Origin of the sequence: Alloalcanivorax sp. (assembly GCF_964221125.1) — a bacterium.
In the GTDB taxonomy this organism is placed as follows: Bacteria; Pseudomonadota; Gammaproteobacteria; order Pseudomonadales; family Alcanivoracaceae; genus Alloalcanivorax; species Alloalcanivorax venustensis.
Genome location: NZ_CAXPXK010000042.1, coordinates 1 through 20,335, shown reverse-complemented (window position 1 = coordinate 20,335; position 20,335 = coordinate 1). Strand labels below are relative to the sequence as shown.

The 20,335-nt window shown below is 67.7% G+C and carries 18 protein-coding genes and 1 other RNA gene; 18 read left to right on the top strand and 1 reads right to left on the bottom strand.

Annotation, left to right across the window (positions count from 1 at the left end; translation table 11 throughout):
- The first annotated feature begins 85 nt into the window (after window positions 1–85).
- From rnpB to lpxC, 17 genes are all read left to right on the top strand, one after another.
- An RNA gene (rnpB, locus tag ACEQZD_RS05670) (RNase P RNA component class A) lies at window positions 86–449 on the top strand.
- A gap of 310 nt (window positions 450–759) precedes the next feature.
- Window positions 760–1,305 (top strand): division/cell wall cluster transcriptional repressor MraZ, encoded by a 546-nt coding sequence (mraZ, locus tag ACEQZD_RS05665; RefSeq protein WP_372530062.1) that lies wholly within the window; start codon window positions 760–762, stop codon window positions 1,303–1,305.
- A gap of 32 nt (window positions 1,306–1,337) precedes the next feature.
- Complete coding sequence (rsmH, locus tag ACEQZD_RS05660; RefSeq protein WP_370184509.1) at window positions 1,338–2,279, top strand: 16S rRNA (cytosine(1402)-N(4))-methyltransferase RsmH; 942 nt, start codon at window positions 1,338–1,340, stop codon at window positions 2,277–2,279.
- Window positions 2,276–2,578, top strand: coding sequence for a cell division protein FtsL (ftsL, locus tag ACEQZD_RS05655; protein WP_370184507.1), 303 nt, complete (start codon window positions 2,276–2,278; stop codon window positions 2,576–2,578). Before rsmH ends, ftsL begins: the two co-directional genes overlap by 4 nt.
- A gap of 92 nt (window positions 2,579–2,670) precedes the next feature.
- Entirely contained in the window at window positions 2,671–4,335 is a 1,665-nt protein-coding gene (locus tag ACEQZD_RS05650) for a peptidoglycan D,D-transpeptidase FtsI family protein (protein WP_370184523.1), read from the top strand.
- On the top strand, window positions 4,332–5,825 hold the full coding sequence (locus tag ACEQZD_RS05645; protein ID WP_370184504.1) for a UDP-N-acetylmuramoyl-L-alanyl-D-glutamate--2,6-diaminopimelate ligase: 1,494 nt from the start codon (window positions 4,332–4,334) through the stop codon (window positions 5,823–5,825). Before ACEQZD_RS05650 ends, ACEQZD_RS05645 begins: the two co-directional genes overlap by 4 nt.
- Window positions 5,822–7,162 (top strand): UDP-N-acetylmuramoyl-tripeptide--D-alanyl-D-alanine ligase, encoded by a 1,341-nt coding sequence (gene murF / locus ACEQZD_RS05640; protein WP_370184501.1) that lies wholly within the window; start codon window positions 5,822–5,824, stop codon window positions 7,160–7,162. The genes ACEQZD_RS05645 and murF overlap by 4 nt, the downstream gene beginning before the upstream one ends.
- Window positions 7,162–8,244 (top strand): phospho-N-acetylmuramoyl-pentapeptide-transferase, encoded by a 1,083-nt coding sequence (mraY, locus tag ACEQZD_RS05635; protein WP_370184499.1) that lies wholly within the window; start codon window positions 7,162–7,164, stop codon window positions 8,242–8,244. Before murF ends, mraY begins: the two co-directional genes overlap by 1 nt.
- Before the next feature lie 14 nt (window positions 8,245–8,258).
- Window positions 8,259–9,584: a UDP-N-acetylmuramoyl-L-alanine--D-glutamate ligase gene (gene murD / locus ACEQZD_RS05630; RefSeq protein WP_370184497.1), complete on the top strand. Its 1,326-nt coding sequence runs from the start codon at window positions 8,259–8,261 to the stop codon at window positions 9,582–9,584.
- Window positions 9,577–10,731 carry a putative lipid II flippase FtsW gene (ftsW, locus tag ACEQZD_RS05625; RefSeq protein WP_335629064.1) on the top strand — a complete coding sequence of 385 codons (1,155 nt, stop codon included), beginning with the start codon at window positions 9,577–9,579 and terminating at the stop codon, window positions 10,729–10,731. The genes murD and ftsW overlap by 8 nt, the downstream gene beginning before the upstream one ends.
- Window positions 10,728–11,795, top strand: coding sequence for an undecaprenyldiphospho-muramoylpentapeptide beta-N-acetylglucosaminyltransferase (gene murG / locus ACEQZD_RS05620; RefSeq protein WP_370184495.1), 1,068 nt, complete (start codon window positions 10,728–10,730; stop codon window positions 11,793–11,795). The genes ftsW and murG overlap by 4 nt, the downstream gene beginning before the upstream one ends.
- Window positions 11,785–13,230: a UDP-N-acetylmuramate--L-alanine ligase gene (gene murC / locus ACEQZD_RS05615; protein ID WP_194855099.1), complete on the top strand. Its 1,446-nt coding sequence runs from the start codon at window positions 11,785–11,787 to the stop codon at window positions 13,228–13,230. Before murG ends, murC begins: the two co-directional genes overlap by 11 nt.
- Window positions 13,231–13,246: 16 nt before the next feature.
- Entirely contained in the window at window positions 13,247–14,215 is a 969-nt protein-coding gene (locus ACEQZD_RS05610; protein WP_194855125.1) for a D-alanine--D-alanine ligase, read from the top strand.
- Window positions 14,208–15,026 (top strand): cell division protein FtsQ/DivIB, encoded by an 819-nt coding sequence (locus ACEQZD_RS05605; RefSeq protein WP_370184492.1) that lies wholly within the window; start codon window positions 14,208–14,210, stop codon window positions 15,024–15,026. Before ACEQZD_RS05610 ends, ACEQZD_RS05605 begins: the two co-directional genes overlap by 8 nt.
- Window positions 15,027–15,050: 24 nt before the next feature.
- Entirely contained in the window at window positions 15,051–16,286 is a 1,236-nt protein-coding gene (gene ftsA / locus ACEQZD_RS05600; protein ID WP_194855100.1) for a cell division protein FtsA, read from the top strand.
- A gap of 78 nt (window positions 16,287–16,364) precedes the next feature.
- Window positions 16,365–17,531: a cell division protein FtsZ gene (gene ftsZ / locus ACEQZD_RS05595; protein ID WP_067607881.1), complete on the top strand. Its 1,167-nt coding sequence runs from the start codon at window positions 16,365–16,367 to the stop codon at window positions 17,529–17,531.
- 109 nt (window positions 17,532–17,640) lie between these two features.
- The gene (gene lpxC / locus ACEQZD_RS05590) at window positions 17,641–18,555 is read left to right on the top strand and encodes a UDP-3-O-acyl-N-acetylglucosamine deacetylase (RefSeq protein WP_142948046.1); all 915 of its coding nucleotides are present in this window, start codon (window positions 17,641–17,643) and stop codon (window positions 18,553–18,555) included.
- A 247-nt stretch (window positions 18,556–18,802) separates the two neighbouring features.
- Here the strand turns inward: lpxC and ACEQZD_RS05585 are convergent, their stop codons facing one another.
- A complete protein-coding gene (locus ACEQZD_RS05585) occupies window positions 18,803–19,261 on the bottom strand; it encodes a hypothetical protein (RefSeq protein WP_194855101.1) in 459 nt (152 codons plus the stop codon).
- A 187-nt stretch (window positions 19,262–19,448) separates the two neighbouring features.
- Between ACEQZD_RS05585 and ACEQZD_RS05580 the strand changes: the two genes are divergently transcribed.
- The coding region (locus tag ACEQZD_RS05580; protein WP_370184487.1) for a peptidoglycan DD-metalloendopeptidase family protein at window positions 19,449–20,335 on the top strand (887 nt) is incomplete at its 3' end.

Below are 20,335 nucleotides of genomic sequence, written 5' to 3'. Positions count from 1 at the left end.
GCACGGCCTCCACGACACCCCGGCCCACCCGCGAACTCTTCACTATTAACTGTTCACTATTCACTGTCTCCGCTAGAATCCGCCCCGGGTCGGTCAGGCAGCCGCTGGCGGTGCAAGCCGCTGGAGGAAAGTCCGGGCTCCATAGGGCAGGGTGCCAGGTAACGCCTGGGGGCCGCGCTGGTGACGGCGCGGTTACGGAAAGTGCCGCAGAAAAGGTACCGCCCGGCGGCTTTCGAGCCACCGGGTAAGGGTGAAAAGGTGCGGTAAGAGCGCACCGCGCCGCTGGCAACAGCGGTGGCAGGGTAAACCCCACCCGGAGCAAGACCAAATAGGGACCCATGGGCGTGGCCCGCGCCGGGTCCGGGTAGGTCGCTTGAGGCCCGTGGCGACGCGGGTCCCAGATGAATGGCTGTCCACGACAGAACCCGGCTTATCGACCGATCCACCTTATTCGAAGCGACAGCCCGCTCCCGGTGGGAGCGGGCCAGTTGACCGCCATCAGTGGGCTGCGGCGAGAGTCAGCACTCACCCTGGATATGGCATTCCCCTCATTTATTGCGCCCTATTTATTCCAAAATAGTCTAACTCTTAAAGTGATTCCTTAGCTGCGCCCCGCAGCGCCCTGATTACGTTGACAACTCCTCTTCCCCCGCCTTGCTCACCCCCAGTGTGACGCAGCTAACAAACTGATTTGCAAAGACTTTCTTTTACATTGGCCGGTTTCGCCGAGCTTGACTTGGTAATTCCCGTGGACCTAGAGTGTCGCATTGTGGTGGAAAGTGGGATGAAGTGGGAAAAATCCTCCATCCCGCCGCCAGAAACGCACAAAGTGGGACGGATCCCAACGCAAGGGGAAGGCCAGTGTTCAACGGGCGTACGGCGCTCAATTTAGATGCCAAGGGTCGGCTTACCGTGCCGACCCGCTACCGCGAGTCGCTGAACAGCGCTTGCGGCGGTCGCCTTGTGCTCACTCAACACCCCTACGACGCCTGCCTGGTGATGTACCCCTTCCCCGAGTGGCGTGATATCGCCCGCCAGGTGGCGTCGCAAAGCGATTCCCACGCCCAGGTGCGGGCGCTCAAGCGCCGCTTCCTGGGTCAGGCCGTGGAAATGGAGATGGACGGCAATGGCCGGCTGCTGGTGCCGCCGGAGTTGCGGTCCGTGGTGGGCCTGGAAAAACACGCCATGCTGGTGGGTTTGATGCACCGGTTCGAAATCTGGGCCGAGGAAACCTGGAATCAGTTGGAACAACAGGATCTGGATCAGGACGCCATGCCCGAGAGTGTGCAGTCCCTCTCGTTCTGAATTTGGCAGCGAACAAGCGAGGGCAACCGGCCATGGCGAACAGCGACAACAGGCAGTACGAACACCAGCCGGTAATGCTGGAGGAGGTACTGGAAATGTGGCCCACCCGAACCGACGGCCTGTACGTGGACGGCACCTTTGGCCGCGGCGGTCACAGCCGCGCGCTGCTGGCCCGGCTGGACGCCGGCGCCCGTCTGGTCGGTGTGGACCGCGATCCCGAGGCGGTGCTGGAAGGCGAGAAGCTGGCCCTGGAAGACGCCCGCTTCCGGATTCGCCGCGCCCGCTTTGATTGCCTGCCGGAACTGGTGGCGGAAGAACAGCGGGCCATCGACGGCCTGCTGCTGGATCTGGGCGTGTCCTCGCCGCAACTCGACGACGCCGAGCGCGGCTTCAGTTTCCTGCGCGACGGCCCGCTGGACATGCGCATGGACCCGGACAGCGGCGAAAGCGTCGCCGACTGGCTGGCGCGGGCCGGCGAGAAGCAGATCGCCGACGTGCTCTACCAGTACGGCGATGAGCGCAAATCACGACGCATCGCCCGGGCGATCTGCGAGCGCCGCGAGCAGCAGCCGATCCGCACCACGGCGCAGCTGGCCAGCCTGATTCAATCGGTGATGGGACGCGGCGAGCCGGGCAAGCACCCGGCGACGCGCAGCTTCCAGGCCCTGCGAATACACATAAATGGGGAACTGGACGCGTTGCGGAACACGCTGGACCAGGCCCTGGAGACGCTCGCCATCGGCGGGCGTCTTGTCGTTATCAGCTTCCATTCCCTGGAAGACCGGGTGGTGAAGCGGTTTATCCGCGATCACTCCGGCCAGGCGCCGAAAGGCCGGGGCGGGTTGCCGATGATGGACGAACCGCCGGAGCGGCTGAAGCCGCTGGGCAAGGCCCGCTACGCCGGCAAGGACGAACTGCGCGTCAACGTGCGCAGCCGCAGCGCGGTGCTGCGGGTGGCGGAGAAAGTGGCGTGAGCGCGGCCCGCGGCCAGGCCACGGGCTCGGTGCTCGCCGCCGGCTGGTTGCCGCCGCTGTTGCTGGTGCTGGTGGTGGTGTCCGCGGTGGGCGTGGCCTACAGCGTGCACGAATCGCGCCGCCTCACCGACCGCGCCCAGCAGGCGCAGCGGCAACAGGCGCAGCTGGAAACCCGCTGGGGCCAGCTGCTGCTGGAACACAGCACCTGGGGCAGTTACGCCCGGGTGGAGCGCCTGGCTCGCGAAGAGCTGGGCATGAAGTTACCGACAACCGATGAGCGAGTGTTGATACGGCCATGAAAGGCGCCCGTAGAACCACACCCAAGGCAACGCGCAAAACCGCCACTAAGGCGGCGGCGCGCCAGGCCAACAGCTCCCTGCGCTGGCGTTTCATGCTGGTGTTCTGGGCCGGCTGTGCCTGTGTTCTGGTGGGGCGCGCGGTGCAGTTGCAGGTGGTACAGCACGACTTCCTGGCCAACCAGGGCGACATTCGCAACCTGCGCGTGGAGCCGGTGGCGGCCCACCGTGGCGTGATTCAGGACCGCGCCGGTCGGCCGCTGGCGGTGAGCACCCCGGTCACCACCCTGTGGGCCAACCCCGGCGAAGCCCTGGAGCACCAGGAGCAGTGGGCGCGCCTGGGCAACAACCCGATTATCGACAGCCGCGCCTTCGCCAGCCGGGTTAATAGCCACAAGGGCAAGGAATTCATCTACCTGGCCCGCGGCCTGGCGCCGGAACAGGCGCAGACGGTGCTCGCCAAACAGGTGCCCGGCATCCACCCGCTCACCGAGTACCGCCGTTACTACCCGGCCGGCGAAGTGACCAGCCATCTGGTCGGCTTCACCGACATCGACGAGCGCGGCCAGGAAGGCGTGGAGCTGGCCTTCGAAGAGCGCCTGTCCGGCGAGCCGGGCCGCAAGAAAGTGGTCCGCGACCTGCTCGGCCGCGTGATCCAGGACATCGAAGTGCTGGAACCGGCGGCGCCCGGCCAGGACATCACCCTGAGCCTGGACCTGCGCCTGCAGTACCTGGCCTACAAAGAACTGCTGTCCGCCACCCGCCGCTTCAAGGCCCGGGGCGGCTCCGCCGTGGTGCTCGACATCAAGACCGGCGAAGTGCTGGCGATGGTCAACCAGCCCGCCTACAACCCCAACAACCGGGGCAACCTGGACACCGCCAGCCTGCGCAACCGGGCGGTCACCGACCTGTTCGAGCCGGGCTCCACGATCAAGCCGTTCACCGTCGCCGCCGCCATGGAGCAGGGCCTGGTCACGCCCACCACGGCGATCAACACCCACCCCGGCTATCTGCGCGTGGGCAGCAAGACCATCCGTGACCACCGCGATTACGGCGTCATCGACGTCACCACCGTGCTCACCAAGAGCTCCAACGTGGGCGTCAGCAAGCTGGCGCTGTCCATGGATGCCATGGTGCTGCCCGGCTACCTGGAGCGCTTCGGCTTCGGCCAGCGCACCGGCATCGACTACCCCGGCGAGAGCGACGGCATGCTGCCGCTGCGCGCCCGCTGGCGGGACGTGGAGCGCGCCGCGCTGTCCTACGGCTACGGCGTCAGCACCACCGCGCTGCAGTTGGCCCAGGCCTACGCGATCCTCGCCAACGACGGCCGCCGGGTGCCGCTATCCCTGCTCAAGGTGGACCAGCCGCCCGAGGGCGAGCAGGTGATCGCGCCGGCCAGCGCCCAGTCCATCGTGCGCATGCTGGAAACCGTGGTCAGCATCGAGGGCACCGCCAGCCGCGCGCAGATTTCCGGTTACCAGGTGGCCGGCAAAACCGGCACCGTGCACAAGGTCACCGCCAACGGCTACGCCGACGACCGCTACATCGGCCTGTTCGCCGGCATCGCCCCGGCCTCCAACCCGCGGGTGGCCGCGGTGGTGGTGATCGACGACCCGCGCGGCGAATCCTATTACGGCGGCCTGGTGGCCGCGCCGGTGTTCTCCGCCATCGTCGGCGGCGTTCTTCGCACCCTGCACGTGCCGCCGGACAAGACCGACGGCCTGATCGCCGGCAAACTGGACGGGGAGGACGCCACATGATCGCACTGCGGCATCTGCTCCCCGACCAGCCGCTGCCGGAACGGCTGCGCGACCTGACCATCAAGGCGCTGCGCCTGGATAGCCGCGCGGTGACCCCCGGTGACCTGTTCCTGGCGGTGCCCGGCCACAACGCGGACGGCCGCCAGTTCATCGACGCGGCGGTCCGCGCCGGCGCCACCGTGGTGGTGGAAGAGGGCGACGCCTTCGCCGTGCATCCGCACGACGGCGCGGTGCGCATCACCGTGCCGGAACTGCGCCGCCAGGTCGGCGTGCTGGCGGCGCGCTACTTCGGCGAGCCCGGACGCCGCCTGAAGGTGATCGGCGTCACCGGCACCAACGGCAAAACCAGCATCACCTGGTTCCTGCGTGACGCGCTCAACGCCCTGGGCCACGCCTGCGGGCTGATCGGCACCCTGGGCGTCGGCCTCAAGGGCCAGGAGGACAGCACCGGCCACACCACGCCGGACCCGATTACCCTGCAGAAAGCGCTGCTCGACCTGTGCGACGCCGGCGCCGACAGCGTCGCCATGGAAGTGTCGTCCCACGCCCTCGACCAGCACCGCCTGGGCAGCACCCCGGTGCGCATCGCGGTGTTCAGCAACCTGAGCCGCGATCACCTGGACTACCACGGCGACATGGACGCCTATCTGCTCGCCAAGGTGGCGCTGTTCACCCGCCCGGAGCTCCAGGAAGCGGTGATCAACAGCGACGACGACGCCGCCCCGGTGCTGCTCGGCCGGCTCAACGACGGCGTGCGCTGCATCACCTACGGCGCCCAGGCCGGCGCCACCGTGCGCTGCGTGGCCTGGCAGCCGCACCCGGACGGCATGGACCTGCGGCTCACCGTGGGCGGCGAAGCCCTGAACGTGACCCTGCCGCTGTTCGGCGCCTTTAACCTCAGCAATGTGATGGCGGTGGCCGGGGCGTTGCACGGCAGCGGCGTCGAGCCCCGCGCGCTGGCGGACGCCCTCGCCGCCATTACCCCGGTGCCGGGCCGCATGGAGCCGATCCGCGAAGCGGGCAAACCCACCGTCATCGTCGATTACGCGCACACCCCGGACGGCCTGGAAAAAGCCCTGGCGGCGGCCCGCGAGCACTTCCCCGGCCGTCTGCACTGCGTGGTCGGCTGCGGCGGCGACCGGGACACCGGCAAACGCCCGCTGATGGCCGCCGCCGCCGAGCGCGGCGCCGACCGGGTGCTGTTCACCAGCGACAACCCGCGCGGCGAGAACCCGGACGCGATCATTGAACAGATGCGCGCCGGTCTCGACCGCCCCGGCGCCGTGCAGGTGGAAACCGACCGCCGCCGCGCCGTGGCGCTGGCGGTGTCCCAGGCCGGCGCCGACGATGTGGTGCTGGTGGCCGGCAAAGGCCATGAGGACTATCAGGAGGTGGCCGGTGAGCGCCACCCCATGGACGACCGCGACCTGGCCCGCGAGGCCCTGGCCGCGTGGCAGGCGCCGGCCGCCCCGGCAGGGGGGATCGCATGATGCGCCTGTCCCAGATCCGTGACTGGACCGCCGGCGAGATGCGCGGCGAAGACCGCACCCTGAGCGCGGTCAGCACCGACACCCGCACGCTGGGCCCGGACAGCCTGTTCGTGGCGCTGCGCGGCGAGCGTTTTGACGGCCACGCCTTCCTGGCCCAGGCCCGGGACGCCGGCGCGGTGGCGGCCCTGGTGGAAGAGGGCAGTGACACCAGCGTGTTCGACGCGGACGTGCGCGTGGCCGATACCCGCCAGGGTCTGGGCCGCCTGGCCGCCGGCTACGCCGCCCAGTTCCCGGTGCCGCGCGTGGCGGTCACCGGCAACGCCGGCAAGACCACCGTTAAAGAAATGATCGCCATCCTGCTGGGCGAGGGCACCCTGGCCACCCACGGCAACCTCAACAACGACATCGGCGTGCCGCTCACGCTGCTGCGTCTGAACGCCGAGCACCGCCAGGCGGTGATCGAGCTGGGCGCCAACGCCCCCGGCGAAATCGCCTGGACCAGCGGCCTGGTGAAGCCCGACGTGGCGCTGATCACCAACGTCACCGGCGCCCACCTGGAAGGCTTCGGTTCCATGGACGGCATCGCCCGCGCCAAGGCGGAAATCTTCACCGGCTGCGCCGCCGGGGCCACCGCCGTGATCAACGGCGACGACAACTACGCGGCCTTCTTCACCGACCAGGCCCGCGCCGCCGGTTTGAACATCGTCACCGTGGGCCGTGAGCAGGGCGACCTGCACGCCGACGCGGTGCGCCTGGACGACCACGGCTGCGACTTCGTGCTGCAGCCCCTGGGCCTGACCCTGCGCCTGCCGCTGGTGGGTGCCCATCAGATCAGCAACGCGCTGATGGCGCTGGGCGCGGTGCAGGCGCTGGGCGTCGACCTGGCGGAACGGGCGCCGCGCCTGGAACAGCTCAAGCCGGTCCCGGGACGCATGAACGTGATCGACTGCCAGGGCGGCATCCTGGTGGACGACACCTATAACGCCAACCCCGGCTCGGTACGGGCGGCCATCGCCTGGCTGGCCGGGCGGCCGTCACCGCGCACTCTGGTGCTGGGCGCCATGGGGGAACTGGGCCCCAGCGCCGAGACGCTGGTGACTGAATTGGGCGCCAACGCCCGGGCCGCCGGCATCGACACGCTGATCACCCTGCCCGGCGCCGAAGCGGCCGCCCGCGGCTTCGGTGACGGCGCCGAGCCGGTGGAACATTTCGACCAGGCCGCCGAGCGCGCAGCGGGAACGCTGGCCCAGGGCGGCACGGTATTGGTCAAGGGGTCGCGCAGTGCCCGCATGGAGCAAGTGGTGCAACGGCTTACCGATAAGGGGAGGGGGCACTGATGTTGCTTTGGCTGGCGGAACAACTGGGCGAGTTCTATACCGGTTTCCTGGTGGTTCAATACATTACCTTGCGCGCCATTCTGGCGGTGCTGACGGCGCTGTTCCTGGCGTTCTGGATCGGTCCGATCATGATCCGCAAGCTGCAGGAAAAGCAGGTCGGTCAGGCGATCCGCGATGACGGGCCCAAGAGCCATCTCAGCAAGGCCGGCACCCCGACCATGGGCGGCGGCCTGATTCTGATCTCGATCGCCATTTCCACCCTGCTGTGGGCGGATCTCAGCAACCGCTTCGTGTGGATCACCCTGGGCGTGCTGGTGGTGTTCGGCGCCGTGGGCTGGGTCGACGACTGGCGCAAAGTGATCGAAAAGAACCCGCGCGGCCTGCCGGCGCGCTGGAAATATTTCTGGCAGTCCGTGGGCGCGCTCGGCGCCGGCCTGGCCCTGTTCTGGACCGCGCAGAGCCCGCAGGAAACGCAACTGATCGTGCCGTTCTTCAAGACCGTGGCGATCAACATGGGCTGGTTCTATGTGGTGCTGACCTATTTCGTGATCAACGGCACCTCCAACGCGGTCAACCTGACCGACGGCCTGGACGGCCTGGCGATCATGCCCACCGTGCTGGTGGCGGCGGCGCTGGGCATCTTCGCCTACGCCAGCGGCCACGCGGAGTTCGCCACCTATCTGCAGATTCCCTACATCGCCGGCGCCGGCGAGCTGGTGGTGATCGTCGCCGGTCTGTGCGGCGCCGGGCTGGGCTTTTTGTGGTTCAACGCCTACCCGGCGCAGGTGTTCATGGGCGACGTGGGCGCGCTGGCGCTGGGCGCGGTGCTCGGCGTGATGGCGGTGATCGTCCGCCAGGAAATCGTGCTGTTCATCATGGGCGGTGTGTTCGTCATGGAGACGGTGTCGGTGATGCTGCAGGTGGCTTCGTTCAAACTCACCGGCCGGCGCATTTTCCGCATGGCGCCGATCCATCACCACTTCGAACTCAAGGGCTGGCCGGAACCGAAGATCATCGTGCGGTTCTGGATCATTACCGTAATTCTCGTACTGGTGGGTCTCGCGACCCTGAAGATTCGCTGAGGGATGCGTAAATAATGGCGAAAGACGCGTTCGATCTGGTTATTGGCCTGGGTGTTTCCGGCCGCTCCGTGATCCGCTACCTGGCGGATCAGGGTATGCCGGTGCGCGCCCTGGATACCCGCGAAGCGCCCGCGGGTCTGGACGAACTGCGTCAGCAGCATCCCAAGCTCAAGATTCACACCGGCGGCTTCAAGGCGTCGTGGATGAAGCGGGCCCAGCGCCTTATCGTCAGCCCCGGCGTGGCCGTGTCGACCCCGGCCATCGCCGAGCAGATCGCCGAGGGCAAGGAAGTGATCGGCGACATCGAGCTGTTCGCCCGCGCCGCCAGCCGCCCGCTGGTGGGCATCACCGGTTCCAACGCCAAGAGCACCGTGGTCACCCTGCTCGGCGAAGTGGCGCGCGCCTGCGACGCCAAGCCGGGCGTGGGCGGCAACCTGGGCGTGCCGGCGCTGGATCTGCTGCGCGAGGAAGCGGAGCTGTACGTGCTGGAGCTGTCCAGCTTCCAGCTGGAAACCACCTACAGCCTCAACGCCCAGGTCGCTTCGATTCTCAATCTGTCCCAGGACCACCTGGACCGCTACGGCAAGTTCAGCGACTACCTGGCCGCCAAGCAGCGCATCTACGACGGCTGCCAGGTGGCGGTGTGGAACCGCGACGATCTGGCCACCCGTCCGCAGACCCAGGTGCCCCGGGAAATCACCTTCGGCAGCCACCCGGAAGCGCACTACCAGCTGGATACCGACAAGCAGATGCTCTGCCACCAGGGCGAGACCCTGCTGCACGTGGACGAGCTGGCGCTCACCGGCCACCACAACGCCATGAACGTGCTGGCGGTGCTGGCCATGGCCGACGCCCTGGGCTTCGACCGCGCCACCACCCTGGCCACGGTGAAACGGTTCAAGGGCCTGCCGCACCGCTGCCAGCTGGTGGCGGAGGACGCCCGCATCCGCTGGATCAACGATTCCAAGGCCACCAACGTGGGCGCCACGCTGGCGGCGCTCACCGGTATCGGTGAAGCCATCGAAGGCCGCGTGATCCTGATCGCCGGCGGCCAGGGTAAGGGCCAGGACTTCTCGCCGCTGGGCGAGCCGGCGCGCCAGTATCTGCGCGCCGCCCTGGTGCTCGGCCAGGACGCGGACAAAGTGGCCGACGGCCTGTCCGGCGTGCCCTGCGAACGGGTCGCGGACATGGCGGCGGCGGTCAAGCGCGCCGCGCAACTGGCCCAGCCCGGCGACGCCGTGCTGCTGTCGCCGGCGTGCGCCTCGTTCGACATGTACGACAGCTACGTGGCCCGTGGCGACGACTTCTCCGCCCGCGCCCGGGAGGTGGCCCATGGCTAGCGCCCTGGTGGACGTACGCGATCCGGGCCTCGACCGCCCGCTGCTGTGGATCGTGGCGCTGCTGGCCCTGGCCGGGCTGGTGATCGTCACCTCCGCGTCGCTGCAGATCGCCGAAACCCGCCTGGACAGCCCCTTCCACTACGGCCTGCGCCACGGCATCTACCTGCTCGCCAGCGTCGGCCTGGGCGTGTTCGTGTACTGCTGCGTGCCGCTCACCCTGCTGGAAAAGCTGCGCTTCGCCATGCTGCCGGTGGCGCTGGTGGCGCTGGTGATGGTGTTCATCCCCGGCCTCGGCCGGGAAGTGAACGGCTCCACCCGCTGGATCGCGCTGCCGGGCCTGACCATCCAGGCCTCGGAAATCGTCAAGCTGTGCTTCGTGCTCTACCTGGCCGGCTACATCGCCCAGCACAAGGCGGCCCTGGAAAGCGGCTGGAAGGCCTTCCTGCTGCCGCTGGGCGTGCTCGCCGCGCTCACCTTCATGCTGCTGCTGCAGCCGGACTTCGGCGCCGTGGTGGTGTTGGGCATCGCCGCCATGGGCATGCTGTTCCTGGCCGGCGTGCCGACCCTGCGCTTCCTGATCATCGGCCTCGCCGTGGTGGCCCTGGGCGCCGTGGTGGCGCTGGCGGAGCCCTACCGGGTGGCGCGCCTGATGAGCTTCACCGACCCCTGGGCGGACCAGTACGGCGCCGGCTACCAGCTTACCCAGAGCCTGATCGCCTTCGGGCGCGGCCACTGGCTGGGCGTGGGCCTGGGCAACAGCGTGCAGAAGCTGTTCTACCTGCCCGAAGCGCATACCGATTTCGTGTTCGCGGTGCTCGCCGAGGAGTGGGGCCTGATCGGCACCCTGGCGATGATCGTCGGCTTCGCGGTGCTCGGCTGGCGTCTGTTCGTGATCGGCCGCGGCCTGGAGCAGCGCGGCTTTCTGTACCACGCCTATCTGGTGTACGGCACCGCGCTGGTGCTGTGCGCCCAGGCGTTCATCAATGTGGGTGTGAACATGGGTGTGTTGCCCACCAAGGGACTGACGCTGCCGTTCGTAAGTTACGGCGGCTCCTCGCTGCTGATCTGTTCGGTGATGATCGCGCTGGTACTGCGCGCCAGCACCGAGCAATCGCGGCTGCAGGCACGCGGGAGGAGCAAACGATGAGCGCCACGGTATTGATCATGGCCGGCGGCACCGGCGGCCACGTGTTCCCCGCCCTGGCGGTGGCCCGGCAACTGCAGGACGCCGGCTACCGGGTGCTGTGGCTGGGCGCCGAAGGCGGCATGGAAACCCGGCTGGTGGAGCGCCACGGCTTTGAGATCGTCAGCCTGGCCGTCGGGCGCCTGCGCGGCGGCGGCGTCAAACGCAAGCTGCTCGGGCCGCTGCAGCTGCTGCGCGCAATGTGGCAGGCCTGCGCCGTGATTCGCCGTGAGCGCCCGGTGCTGGCGGTGGGCTTCGGTGGCTTTGTCAGCGCCCCCGGCGGCCTGGCCGCCAAACTCTGCCGCGTGCCGCTGGTGATCCACGAGCAGAACGCCGCCCCCGGGCTCACCAACCGCATGCTGTCGCGCTTCGCCAACGAAACCCTGGAAGGCTTCGAAGGCGCGCTGCCCGGCGGTGTCTGGGTGGGCAACCCGGTGCGCCGCGAGATCGCCGAGCTGCCCGACCCGGCGGAACGCTACGGCGTGCGCCAGGGCCCGCTGCACATTCTGGTGCTGGGCGGCAGCCAGGGCGCGCTGGCCTTGAACCAGGACCTGCCGGAGCTGCTGCTGGCGTCCCTGGGCGCCCATCTGCAGGTGCGCCACCAGTGCGGCGCCGGCCGCACCGGCGAAGCGGAGCCGGTCTACAAGGCCCTTGGCCTGGACGCCCAGGTCAGTGAATTTATCGATGACATGGCCGAGGCCTACGCCTGGGCGGATCTGGTGGTGTGCCGCGCCGGCGCCCTGACCGTGGCGGAAGTGGCCGCCGCCGGGGTGGCCGCGCTGTTCGTGCCGCTGCCCAGCGCGGTGGACGACCACCAGACCCTGAACGCCCGCTGGCTGGTGGATCGCGGCGCCGCCCTGATGCTGCCGCAGGCGGAAATGAACGCCGGCGCCCTGGCGCGCAGCCTGGCCGGAATGATGGAACGGGACGCCCTGGCGCAGATCGCCGGGCGTGCCCGCCAGCTGGCGGTGCCCGACAGTGCCGCCCGGGTGGCGAAACTATGCGAGGAGGTCGCCCATGGCGATTAAACATACCGTGCCTGAAATGCGGCGGATTCGCGGTATCCACTTCGTGGGTATCGGCGGCGCCGGCATGTGCGGGATCGCCGAAGTCCTGGCCAACCAGGGCTACGCCATCAGTGGCAGTGACATCAAGGAATCGCCGGTGGTGGACCACCTGCGGTCCCTGGGCGCGCGGGTGGAAATCGGCCACCGGGCCGAGAACATCGGCGACGCCGACGTGGTGGTGACCTCCTCGGCGGTCAACACCGAAAACCTGGAAGTGGCCGAAGCCCACGCCCGCCGGGTGCCGGTGGTGCCGCGCGCGGAAATGCTCGCCGAGCTGATGCGCTTCCGCCACGGCATCGCCGTGGCCGGCACCCACGGCAAGACCACCACCACCTCCATGGTGGCGGCGATTCTCGGCGAAGCCGGGCTGGATCCCACGTTCGTGATCGGCGGCCGCCTGAACAGCGCCGGCACCAACGCGCGCCTCGGCCAGAGCCGCTATCTGGTGGCCGAAGCGGACGAGTCCGACGCCAGCTTCCTGCACCTGCAGCCGATGAGCGCCATCGTCACCAATATCGACGCCGACCACATGCACACCTACGGCGGTGACTTCGCGCGGCTGGAAAACACCTTTATCGAGTTCCTGCACAACCTGCCGTTCTACGGCGTGGCGGTGCTGTGCGTGGACGACCCGGTGGTGCGCAAACTGCTGCCCCGGGTCAACCGCCAGGTGATCCGCTACGGCTTCAGCGACGACGCCGACCTGCGCGCCGAGAACGTGCGCCAGACCGGCATGAGCACCGCCTTCCGGGTGGTGCGCACCGAAGGCGAGCCCTTGGAGATCACCCTCAACATGCCGGGCCGCCATAACGTGCTGAACGCCCTGGCGGCGATCGCCGTGGCCGCCGACGAAGGCGCCGACGACGAGGCCATCGTGCGCGGCCTGAACGGCTTCACCGGGGTCGGCCGCCGCTTCGACGTGCTCGGCGAGTACCCCTGCGCCGACGGCGGCAGCGCCACCCTGGTGGACGACTACGGCCACCATCCCCGCGAAGTGGCCGCCACCATCGCGGCGATCCGCGACGGCTGGCCCGGCCGCCGGCTGGTGATGCTGTTCCAGCCGCACCGCTACACCCGCACCCGCGATCTTTATGAAGATTTCGTGGACGTGCTCGGCGGTGTCGATCAACTGCTGATGCTGGAAGTCTACAGCGCCGGCGAAGACGCCATCCCCGGCGCCGACACCCGCGCCCTGATGCGCAGCCTGCGCCAGCGCGCCCGGGTGGAGCCGGTGTTCGTGGACGACCCGGCCAAGCTGCCCGAACTGCTCGCCAATGTGCTGCAGGGCGGCGATCTGCTGGTTACCCAGGGCGCCGGCAACGTGGGCGGTATCGCCCGCGAACTGGCGGCGCGCATCGAACCCACCGACGGCCACGGAGGCGCCCATGGTCGATAGCGGCAAGGCGCCCGGCATGGCGCTGACCAGCGAAATGAAGCAGCGCCTGGCCCGCATCGGCCGGGTGGCGGTGCTGGCCGGCGGCGATTCCGCGGAGCGCTCCGTGTCCCTGAAGAGCGGCGCGGCGGTGCACCAGGCGCTGCGTCAGCTGGGCCTGATCGCCGAGCTGGTGGACCCGGCGGAGCGCGGCGTGGATACCCTGAAAGGCTTCGACGTGGCCTTTATCGCCCTGCACGGGCGGGGCGGCGAAGACGGCGTGATCCAGGGGCTGCTGGAGCATCTGAAACTGCCGTACACCGGCTCCGGCGTGATGGCGTCCGCCATCGGCATGGACAAGGTGCGCACCAAACAACTGTGGAAGGGCGCCGGCCTACCCACGCCGCCGTTCTACGTGGCCGGCCTGGACGACCGTGATATCGGCTTCCCGCTGATGGTGAAGCCGTCCCACGAGGGCTCCTCCATCGGCATGGCCAAGGTGGACAGCGCGGCGGAACTGAACAAAGCCCTGGAAGACGCCCGCGCCTACGACAGCGACGTGCTGGTGGAAGCCTGGGTGCGCGGCCCGGAGTACACCGTGGCGATCGTCGATGGCCGCGCTCTGCCGTCGATCCGCCTGAAGACGCCCAACGCGTTCTATGACTTCGAGGCCAAGTACCAGTCCAACAGCACCGAGTACCTGTGCCCGGCGGGCCTCGACGACGCCGACGAGCAGGCCCTGCGCGCGCTCGCCCTGAAGGCGTTCGAGGCGGTGGGCTGCCAGGGCTGGGGCCGCGTCGACGTGATGCGCGACGAACACGGCGACTGGCAGCTGCTGGAAGTGAACACGGTGCCGGGCATGACCGATCACAGCCTGGTGCCGATGGCCGCCAAGGCCGACGGCGACGATTTCGCCACTCTGGTGGCACGCATTCTGTTGGAAGCGGTGGACCGGTTTCCGCCGCGCAAGGCGAACAAAGCGAGCAAAGGGAGCAAGCCCCGTGGCTAAGGCCAGACGCCAGACACCGGACGCCCGCCGCACACGCGGCGCGTCCCCCAAGGCGAACCGCGCTAAACGGCAGGCGCCCGCCGTGCCGATCCGCGAGCGGTTGGCGGCGGCGTTGCCGGGGGTGCTGGCCGGGCTGGTGGCGATCACCGTGGTGGCCGGCGTGATCTGGCTGCCGCGGGTGCTGGACCAGTACCCGATCCGGCAGGTGGGCGTGGACGGCGTCACCGATGTGCGCCGCCAGCAGCAGGTGCAGACCGCGCTGGCCTCGCTGGTGCGCGACGCCAACTATTTCTCCGTGCCGCTGGAGCAGATCTACCAGCGCGCCCGGAGCCTGAGCTGGGTGTCGGAGGTGTCCGTGCGCCGCCAGTGGCCGGACACGGTGAGCCTGGACGTCACCGAGCGCGAGCCGGTGGCGGTGTGGAACGAGGCGGTGCTGGTGGCCCGCGACGGCGAGCCGTTCAAGGCGCTCAAACAATACGATCTGGCCGGCCTGCCGCGCCTCAACGGCCCCGACCAGCGCCTGGAAGAAGTGATGAGCTTCTACCACAGCATGGGCAAGCTGCTGCGTGACGTGGGCCTGGGCATCGAACGAATGGAAGTGAACGCCCGTCTGACCGCCCGGCTGACTTTGGACAACCAAATGCAGCTGGTGGTGGACCGGGAAAATTACGTGGGCAAGTTACGCCGTTTCACGCGCCTGTATCGCGGTGTACTGAGCACCGACAGCCGTGGCGTGGCGCGGGTCGATTTGCGCTATGCCGATGGCATCGCGGTGACCTGGCGCGACGCGGAAGCGGACAAGAATGCTTAAGCAGAAACAGAGGATGTACCTCTAATGGCGAATGCAGTGGACAACATGATCGTGGGCCTGGACATCGGCACCTCCAAGGTCGTGGCCATCGTCGGCCAGATCACCGAGGAAGGCGTTGTGGAGGTAGTGGGTCTGGGCTCCCAGCCTTCGCGGGGCATGAAGAAGGGCGTGGTGGTGGACATCGAAGCCACCGTGCGCTCGATTCAGCGTGCCGTGGAAGAGGCGGAGCTGATGGCCGGCTGCCAGATCCATTCGGTCTACGCCGGCATCGCCGGTTCCCATGTGCGCAGCCTTAACTCCCACGGCATCGTCGCGATCCGCGACCGGGAAGTGACCCAGGCGGACATCGACCGGGTGATCGACGCCGCCCAGGCGGTGGCGATTCCCGCCGATCAGAAGACCCTGCACGTGCTGCCGCAGGAATACGTGGTCGACAACCAGGAGGGCGTGCGCGAGCCGGTGGGCATGAGCGGCGTGCGGCTGGAAGCCAAGGTGCACCTGGTGACCTGCGCGGTGAACGCCGCCCAGAACATCGAGAAGTGCGTGCGCCGCTGCGGCCTGGAAGTGGAGGACATCATCCTCGAGCAGCTGGCCAGCGCGCACTCGGTGCTCACCGAGGACGAGCGCGAGCTGGGTGTGTGCATCGTCGACATCGGCGGCGGCACCACCGACATCGCCATCTTCACCGAGGGGGCGATCCGCCACACCGCGAACATTCCGATCGCCGGCGACCAGGTCACCAACGACATCGCCATGGCGCTGCGCACGCCCAAGCAGCACGCCGACGAGATCAAGATCAAGTACGCCTGCGCGCTGACCCAGCTGGCCGGCGCCGACGAAACCATCAAGGTGCCCAGCGTCGGCGACCGGCCGCCGCGCACCCTCAGCCGCCAGAACCTGGCCGAGGTGGTGGAGCCGCGCTACGACGAGCTGTTCACCCTGATCCAGGCGGAAATCCGCCGCTCCGGGTTCGAGGACATGATCCCCGGCGGCATCGTGCTCACCGGCGGCTCCTCCAAGATCGAAGGCGCGGCGGAACTGGCCGAGGAAATTTTCCACATGCCTGTGCGCCTGGGCACGCCGCAGGGCGTGGCCGGGCTCACCGATGTGGTGCGCAACCCGATTTATTCCACCTCCGTGGGCCTGCTGCTGTACGGCCAGCGCATGGAGAAGGAAGGACGCAGCCCCCGTGCCCAGGCCGGCGGCGGCGAAGTGAACTGGATGGAACGCTTCAAGAAGTGGTTCCAGGGCAATTTTTAAAGGTTTCAGAAGCGGTCGGATGGTCCGGCCGGTTTTGGGAAAAGCAGTAAACAGGGAAGCATTAACGGGAGATCAACCATGCAATTCAAACTCGAAGATTCCGTACCCCATGGCGCGGTGATCAAAGTAGTGGGCGTCGGTGGCGGCGGTGGCAACGCCGTCGATCATATGGTGCGTTCCAACGTGGAAGGCGTGGATTTCATCTGCGCCAACACGGACGCCCAGGCGCTGCGCAACTCCTCCGCGAAAACCGTGATTCAGCTCGGCAGCCAGGTCACCAAGGGCCTGGGCGCCGGCGCCAACCCGGACATCGGCCGGCAGTCCGCCATGGAAGACCGTGAGCGTATCGCCGAGCTGCTGGAAGGCGCCGACATGGTGTTCGTGACCGCCGGTATGGGCGGCGGCACCGGCACCGGCGCGGCACCGGTGGTGGCCGAAGTGGCCAAGGAGCTGGGCATCCTCACCGTGGCCGTGGTCACCAAGCCGTTCCCGTTCGAGGGCAAGAAGCGCATGCGCTCCGCCCAGGAAGGGATCGAAGCGCTCAAGGAGCACGTGCACTCGCTGATCACCATCCCCAACGAGAAGCTGCAGTCCGTGCTGGGCGGCTCCACCACCCTGCTGGACGCCTTCAAGGCGGCCAACGAAGTGCTGCAGGGCGCGGTGAAGGGCATCGCCGACCTGATCGTCCGTCCCGGCATGATCAACGTCGACTTCGCCGACGTGCGCACCGTGATGAGCGAGATGGGCACCGCGATGATGGGCACCGGCGTCGCCAGCGGCGAAAACCGGGCGGCGGAAGCGGCCCAGGCGGCGATTTCCAGCCCGCTGCTGGAAGACGTGGACCTGCGCGGCGCGCGCGGCATCCTGATCAATATCACCGCCAACGAGTCCATCGCCCTGGATGAGTTCTCCGAAGTGGGCGATATCGTCAGCGAACTGGCCAGCGAAGACGCCAACGTGATCATCGGCACGGCGATCGACCCGGATATGGGCGATAATATTTCCGTGACCGTGGTGGCCACCGGTCTGGGTGCCCAGCACCAGGAACTGAAAGTGGTGCGCGGGCGTCAGACCCCCATGGGCGCCGATGGCCGGGTGGACTATAACGATCTGGATCGTCCGGCGGTGGAGCGCAAGCGCGCCCAGCAGCAGGCCGCGGGTGGCGGTGGTCGCCAGGCCGTGAACACCGCGGAAGACCTGGACTTTATCGATATCCCGACCTTCCTGCGCCGTCAGGCTGACTGACGGCGTTGGAAATATGGTGCGAAAAGGGGAGATTTGCTATCATCGCCCCCTTATTTCGCGTTGAGGATACCCGTATCCTCCGGGATACCGACGGATTTGTGACGGATCGATGATCAGACAACGAACTCTCAAAAATGTGATTCGCGCCACCGGCGTGGGTCTTCACACCGGTGAAAAGGTGTACCTGACGGTGCGCCCGGCGCCCGCGAACGCCGGCATCGTATTCCGCCGGGTGGACCTGGATCCGGTGGTGGAAATCCCCGCCGGCGCCGATAAAGTCGGTGAAACCACGCTCTCCACCACGCTGGTTCAAGACGGCGTCAAAGTGGGCACCGTGGAACACCTGCTTTCCGCCATGGCCGGTCTGGGCATCGACAACGCCTACGTGGAGTTGTCGGCGCCGGAAGTGCCGATCATGGACGGCAGCGCCGGTCCTTTCGTGTTCTTGCTGCAGTCCGCGGGCATCAAGGAGCAGGACGCCGCCAAGAAGTTCATCCGCATCAAGAAGGAAGTCACCGTCCGCGAGGACGACAAAGTGGCCACCTTCAAACCGTTCGATGGCTTCAAGGTGACGTTCTCGATCGAATTCGATCACCCGGTGTTCGAAGAGCGCAACCAGGTGGCCAGCATCGACTTTTCCTCCACGTCGTTCGTGAAGGAAGTGGCGCGGGCCCGGACCTTCGGGTTCATGCGCGACATCGAGTTCCTGCGCAGCCAGAACCTGGCGCTGGGCGGCAGCGTGGACAACGCCATCGTGGTGGACGAGTACCGCATCCTCAACGAGGACGGCCTGCGTTATGACGACGAGTTCGTCAAACACAAGATGCTCGACGCCATCGGTGACCTGTACCAGCTCGGCCACAGCCTGATCGGCGAGTTCGTGGGTCACAAGTCCGGCCACGCGCTCAACAACGCCCTCCTGCGTGAGCTGCTCAAGCAGGAAGACGCTTGGGAACTGGTGACCTTCGAGGACGCGGAAAACGCACCGATTTCCTATGTGAAGCCGGTGATGGCCGCCGAATAACGGCCCGTCCCGAACACACCTCGCCGCGTGCCCGCGCGGTGTCGTGCCTCCCTGTGCGCCCCGACCGTTCTCCCGCGGGCGGGGCGCTCTCGTTTCGGACCTCTGGAATCCTGCCGGGTGGCTGGAGCCACCCTTTCGCGGGCGGGGCCCGCTCCCACCGGGCTACGGAGTGCTATTTGTGCGAGCGGGCCTTGCCCGCGAAAGGCCGGCAAAGCCGGCCGGCAGGATCCCAGAGCCCTCTCTAACGCTAACTCTCCGCCCGCCCGGCTAATCGCCGCAACGCTTTCGCCAGCTCGTCGTCATCGACACAATCCGCCGCCTGCCGAATATGCGCGGCACTCCCCGCATCCAGCGGCGGCCGCTCATTGGCGCGCAGCTTGTCGGCGGTGGCGGCGGGCGCCGCCCGGCGGCCGGTGACCAGGATCTTGATGCTCTTGCCCGGCGCGAGGCTGCGCTCCAGGCGCGGCAGGTGGAAGCGCAGCAGCTGGGCGGTGGCGCTGGTTTCCACCATCGCCAGCCAGCGGTTCTCTTCCTCCACCAGCGTCACCCGGTCGCGCAGCGCCGGCGGCAGACAGTCCTGGGGCGGGGCGGCCGGGCCTTTCGGGGCCGCCGCCTTGTGGCCGCGGGCGGCTTTCGCCAGCGGCGCCAGGGTGCTGTTTTGGCGCAACAGACCCTGCAATTCCTTGGGTAGGGACGGCTTGCTCATACCTTTTCCTTGGGCTACCCTGCGAATGTAAAAAATTATAAAGCTTGCCAGGCGAGAGCACACGGGGAAGGCGCTCGCCACCTCATTCACGGAAGAAAGGAACCCTTTGCCCCGCCGGGCGGTCTCGCCTCCGGTCAGGGTATGTTTTTACTTGCGACAGCTGAATTGAGACAGGCGCGATACAACGATGAACATCATATTGTTGAACAGCAAGCGCGGCCACTCCCGCACCATTACTTTACCGCGGTTTTTGCCCGCGCTGGTGCTGGCGGTGCTGGTGCTGATTCCCATGGCCGCCGGTGTCGGTGCCTACTGGATCAGCTACCGGGTCGCGCCGCCGTCCTACAGTGAGGAGGTGGCCAAACGCTTCCAATCCTCCCTGGAGCGGCAGAGCGATGAAGTAGCGGACCTCAAGCAGCTCAGTGAAGAACAATTCCGTGCCCTGACCCTCAAGCTGGCCGACGCCCAGGCCCGCCTGGTGCGCCTGGACGCCCTCGGCGAGCGGCTGGTGGACGTGGCCGGCATCGAAAGCGACGAATTCGACTTCGGCGGCGGCGAGCTGGCCATGGGCGGCCCCGAACCCCAGGACAGCAGCGCCTTCGCGCCGCCCTCGTTCATCGAGGAGCTGGACGGCCTCACCGAGACCCTGGAGCGCCGCGAACAGCAGCTGAACATCCTCGAGAACCTGCTCGCCAACCGCAATCTTGAAAACCAGACCTTCCTGTCCGGGCGTCCCATTACCCAGGGCTGGATGTCGAGCCGCTTCGGCCGCCGCACCGACCCGTTCTCCGGCAAGGTGGCGTGGCACGAAGGGGTGGATTTCGCCGGCAAGGACGGCTCCGACGTGGTCGCCACCGCCGCCGGCGTGGTCACCTACGCCGGCGAGCGTTCCGGCTACGGCCTGCTGGTGGAGATCAACCACGGCAACGGCATCAGCACCCGCTACGGCCACGCCAAGACCGTGGACGTGAAGGTCGGTGATATCGTGCGCACCGGCGATGTGATCGCCAAGATGGGCTCCAGCGGCCGTTCCACCGGCCCGCACGTGCACTACGAAGTGCTCAAGAACGGCCG

Excerpts from the sequence above, each read along its gene's own strand:
- rsmH (WP_370184509.1), top strand. The coding sequence starts at position 1,338 with ATGGCGAACAGCGACAACAGGCAGTACGAACACCAGCCGGTAATGCTG.
- ACEQZD_RS05650 (WP_370184523.1), top strand. The coding sequence starts at position 2,671 with ATGCTGGTGTTCTGGGCCGGCTGTGCCTGTGTTCTGGTGGGGCGCGCG.
- ACEQZD_RS05645 (WP_370184504.1), top strand. The coding sequence starts at position 4,332 with ATGATCGCACTGCGGCATCTGCTCCCCGACCAGCCGCTGCCGGAACGG.
- murF (WP_370184501.1), top strand. The coding sequence starts at position 5,822 with ATGATGCGCCTGTCCCAGATCCGTGACTGGACCGCCGGCGAGATGCGC.
- mraY (WP_370184499.1), top strand. The coding sequence starts at position 7,162 with ATGTTGCTTTGGCTGGCGGAACAACTGGGCGAGTTCTATACCGGTTTC.
- murD (WP_370184497.1), top strand. The coding sequence starts at position 8,259 with ATGGCGAAAGACGCGTTCGATCTGGTTATTGGCCTGGGTGTTTCCGGC.
- ftsW (WP_335629064.1), top strand. The coding sequence starts at position 9,577 with ATGGCTAGCGCCCTGGTGGACGTACGCGATCCGGGCCTCGACCGCCCG.
- murG (WP_370184495.1), top strand. The coding sequence starts at position 10,728 with ATGAGCGCCACGGTATTGATCATGGCCGGCGGCACCGGCGGCCACGTG.
- murC (WP_194855099.1), top strand. The coding sequence starts at position 11,785 with ATGGCGATTAAACATACCGTGCCTGAAATGCGGCGGATTCGCGGTATC.
- ACEQZD_RS05610 (WP_194855125.1), top strand. The coding sequence starts at position 13,247 with ATGGCGCTGACCAGCGAAATGAAGCAGCGCCTGGCCCGCATCGGCCGG.
- ftsA (WP_194855100.1), top strand. The coding sequence starts at position 15,051 with ATGGCGAATGCAGTGGACAACATGATCGTGGGCCTGGACATCGGCACC.
- ftsZ (WP_067607881.1), top strand. The coding sequence starts at position 16,365 with ATGCAATTCAAACTCGAAGATTCCGTACCCCATGGCGCGGTGATCAAA.
- lpxC (WP_142948046.1), top strand. The coding sequence starts at position 17,641 with ATGATCAGACAACGAACTCTCAAAAATGTGATTCGCGCCACCGGCGTG.
- ACEQZD_RS05585 (WP_194855101.1), bottom strand. The coding sequence starts at position 19,261 with ATGAGCAAGCCGTCCCTACCCAAGGAATTGCAGGGTCTGTTGCGCCAA.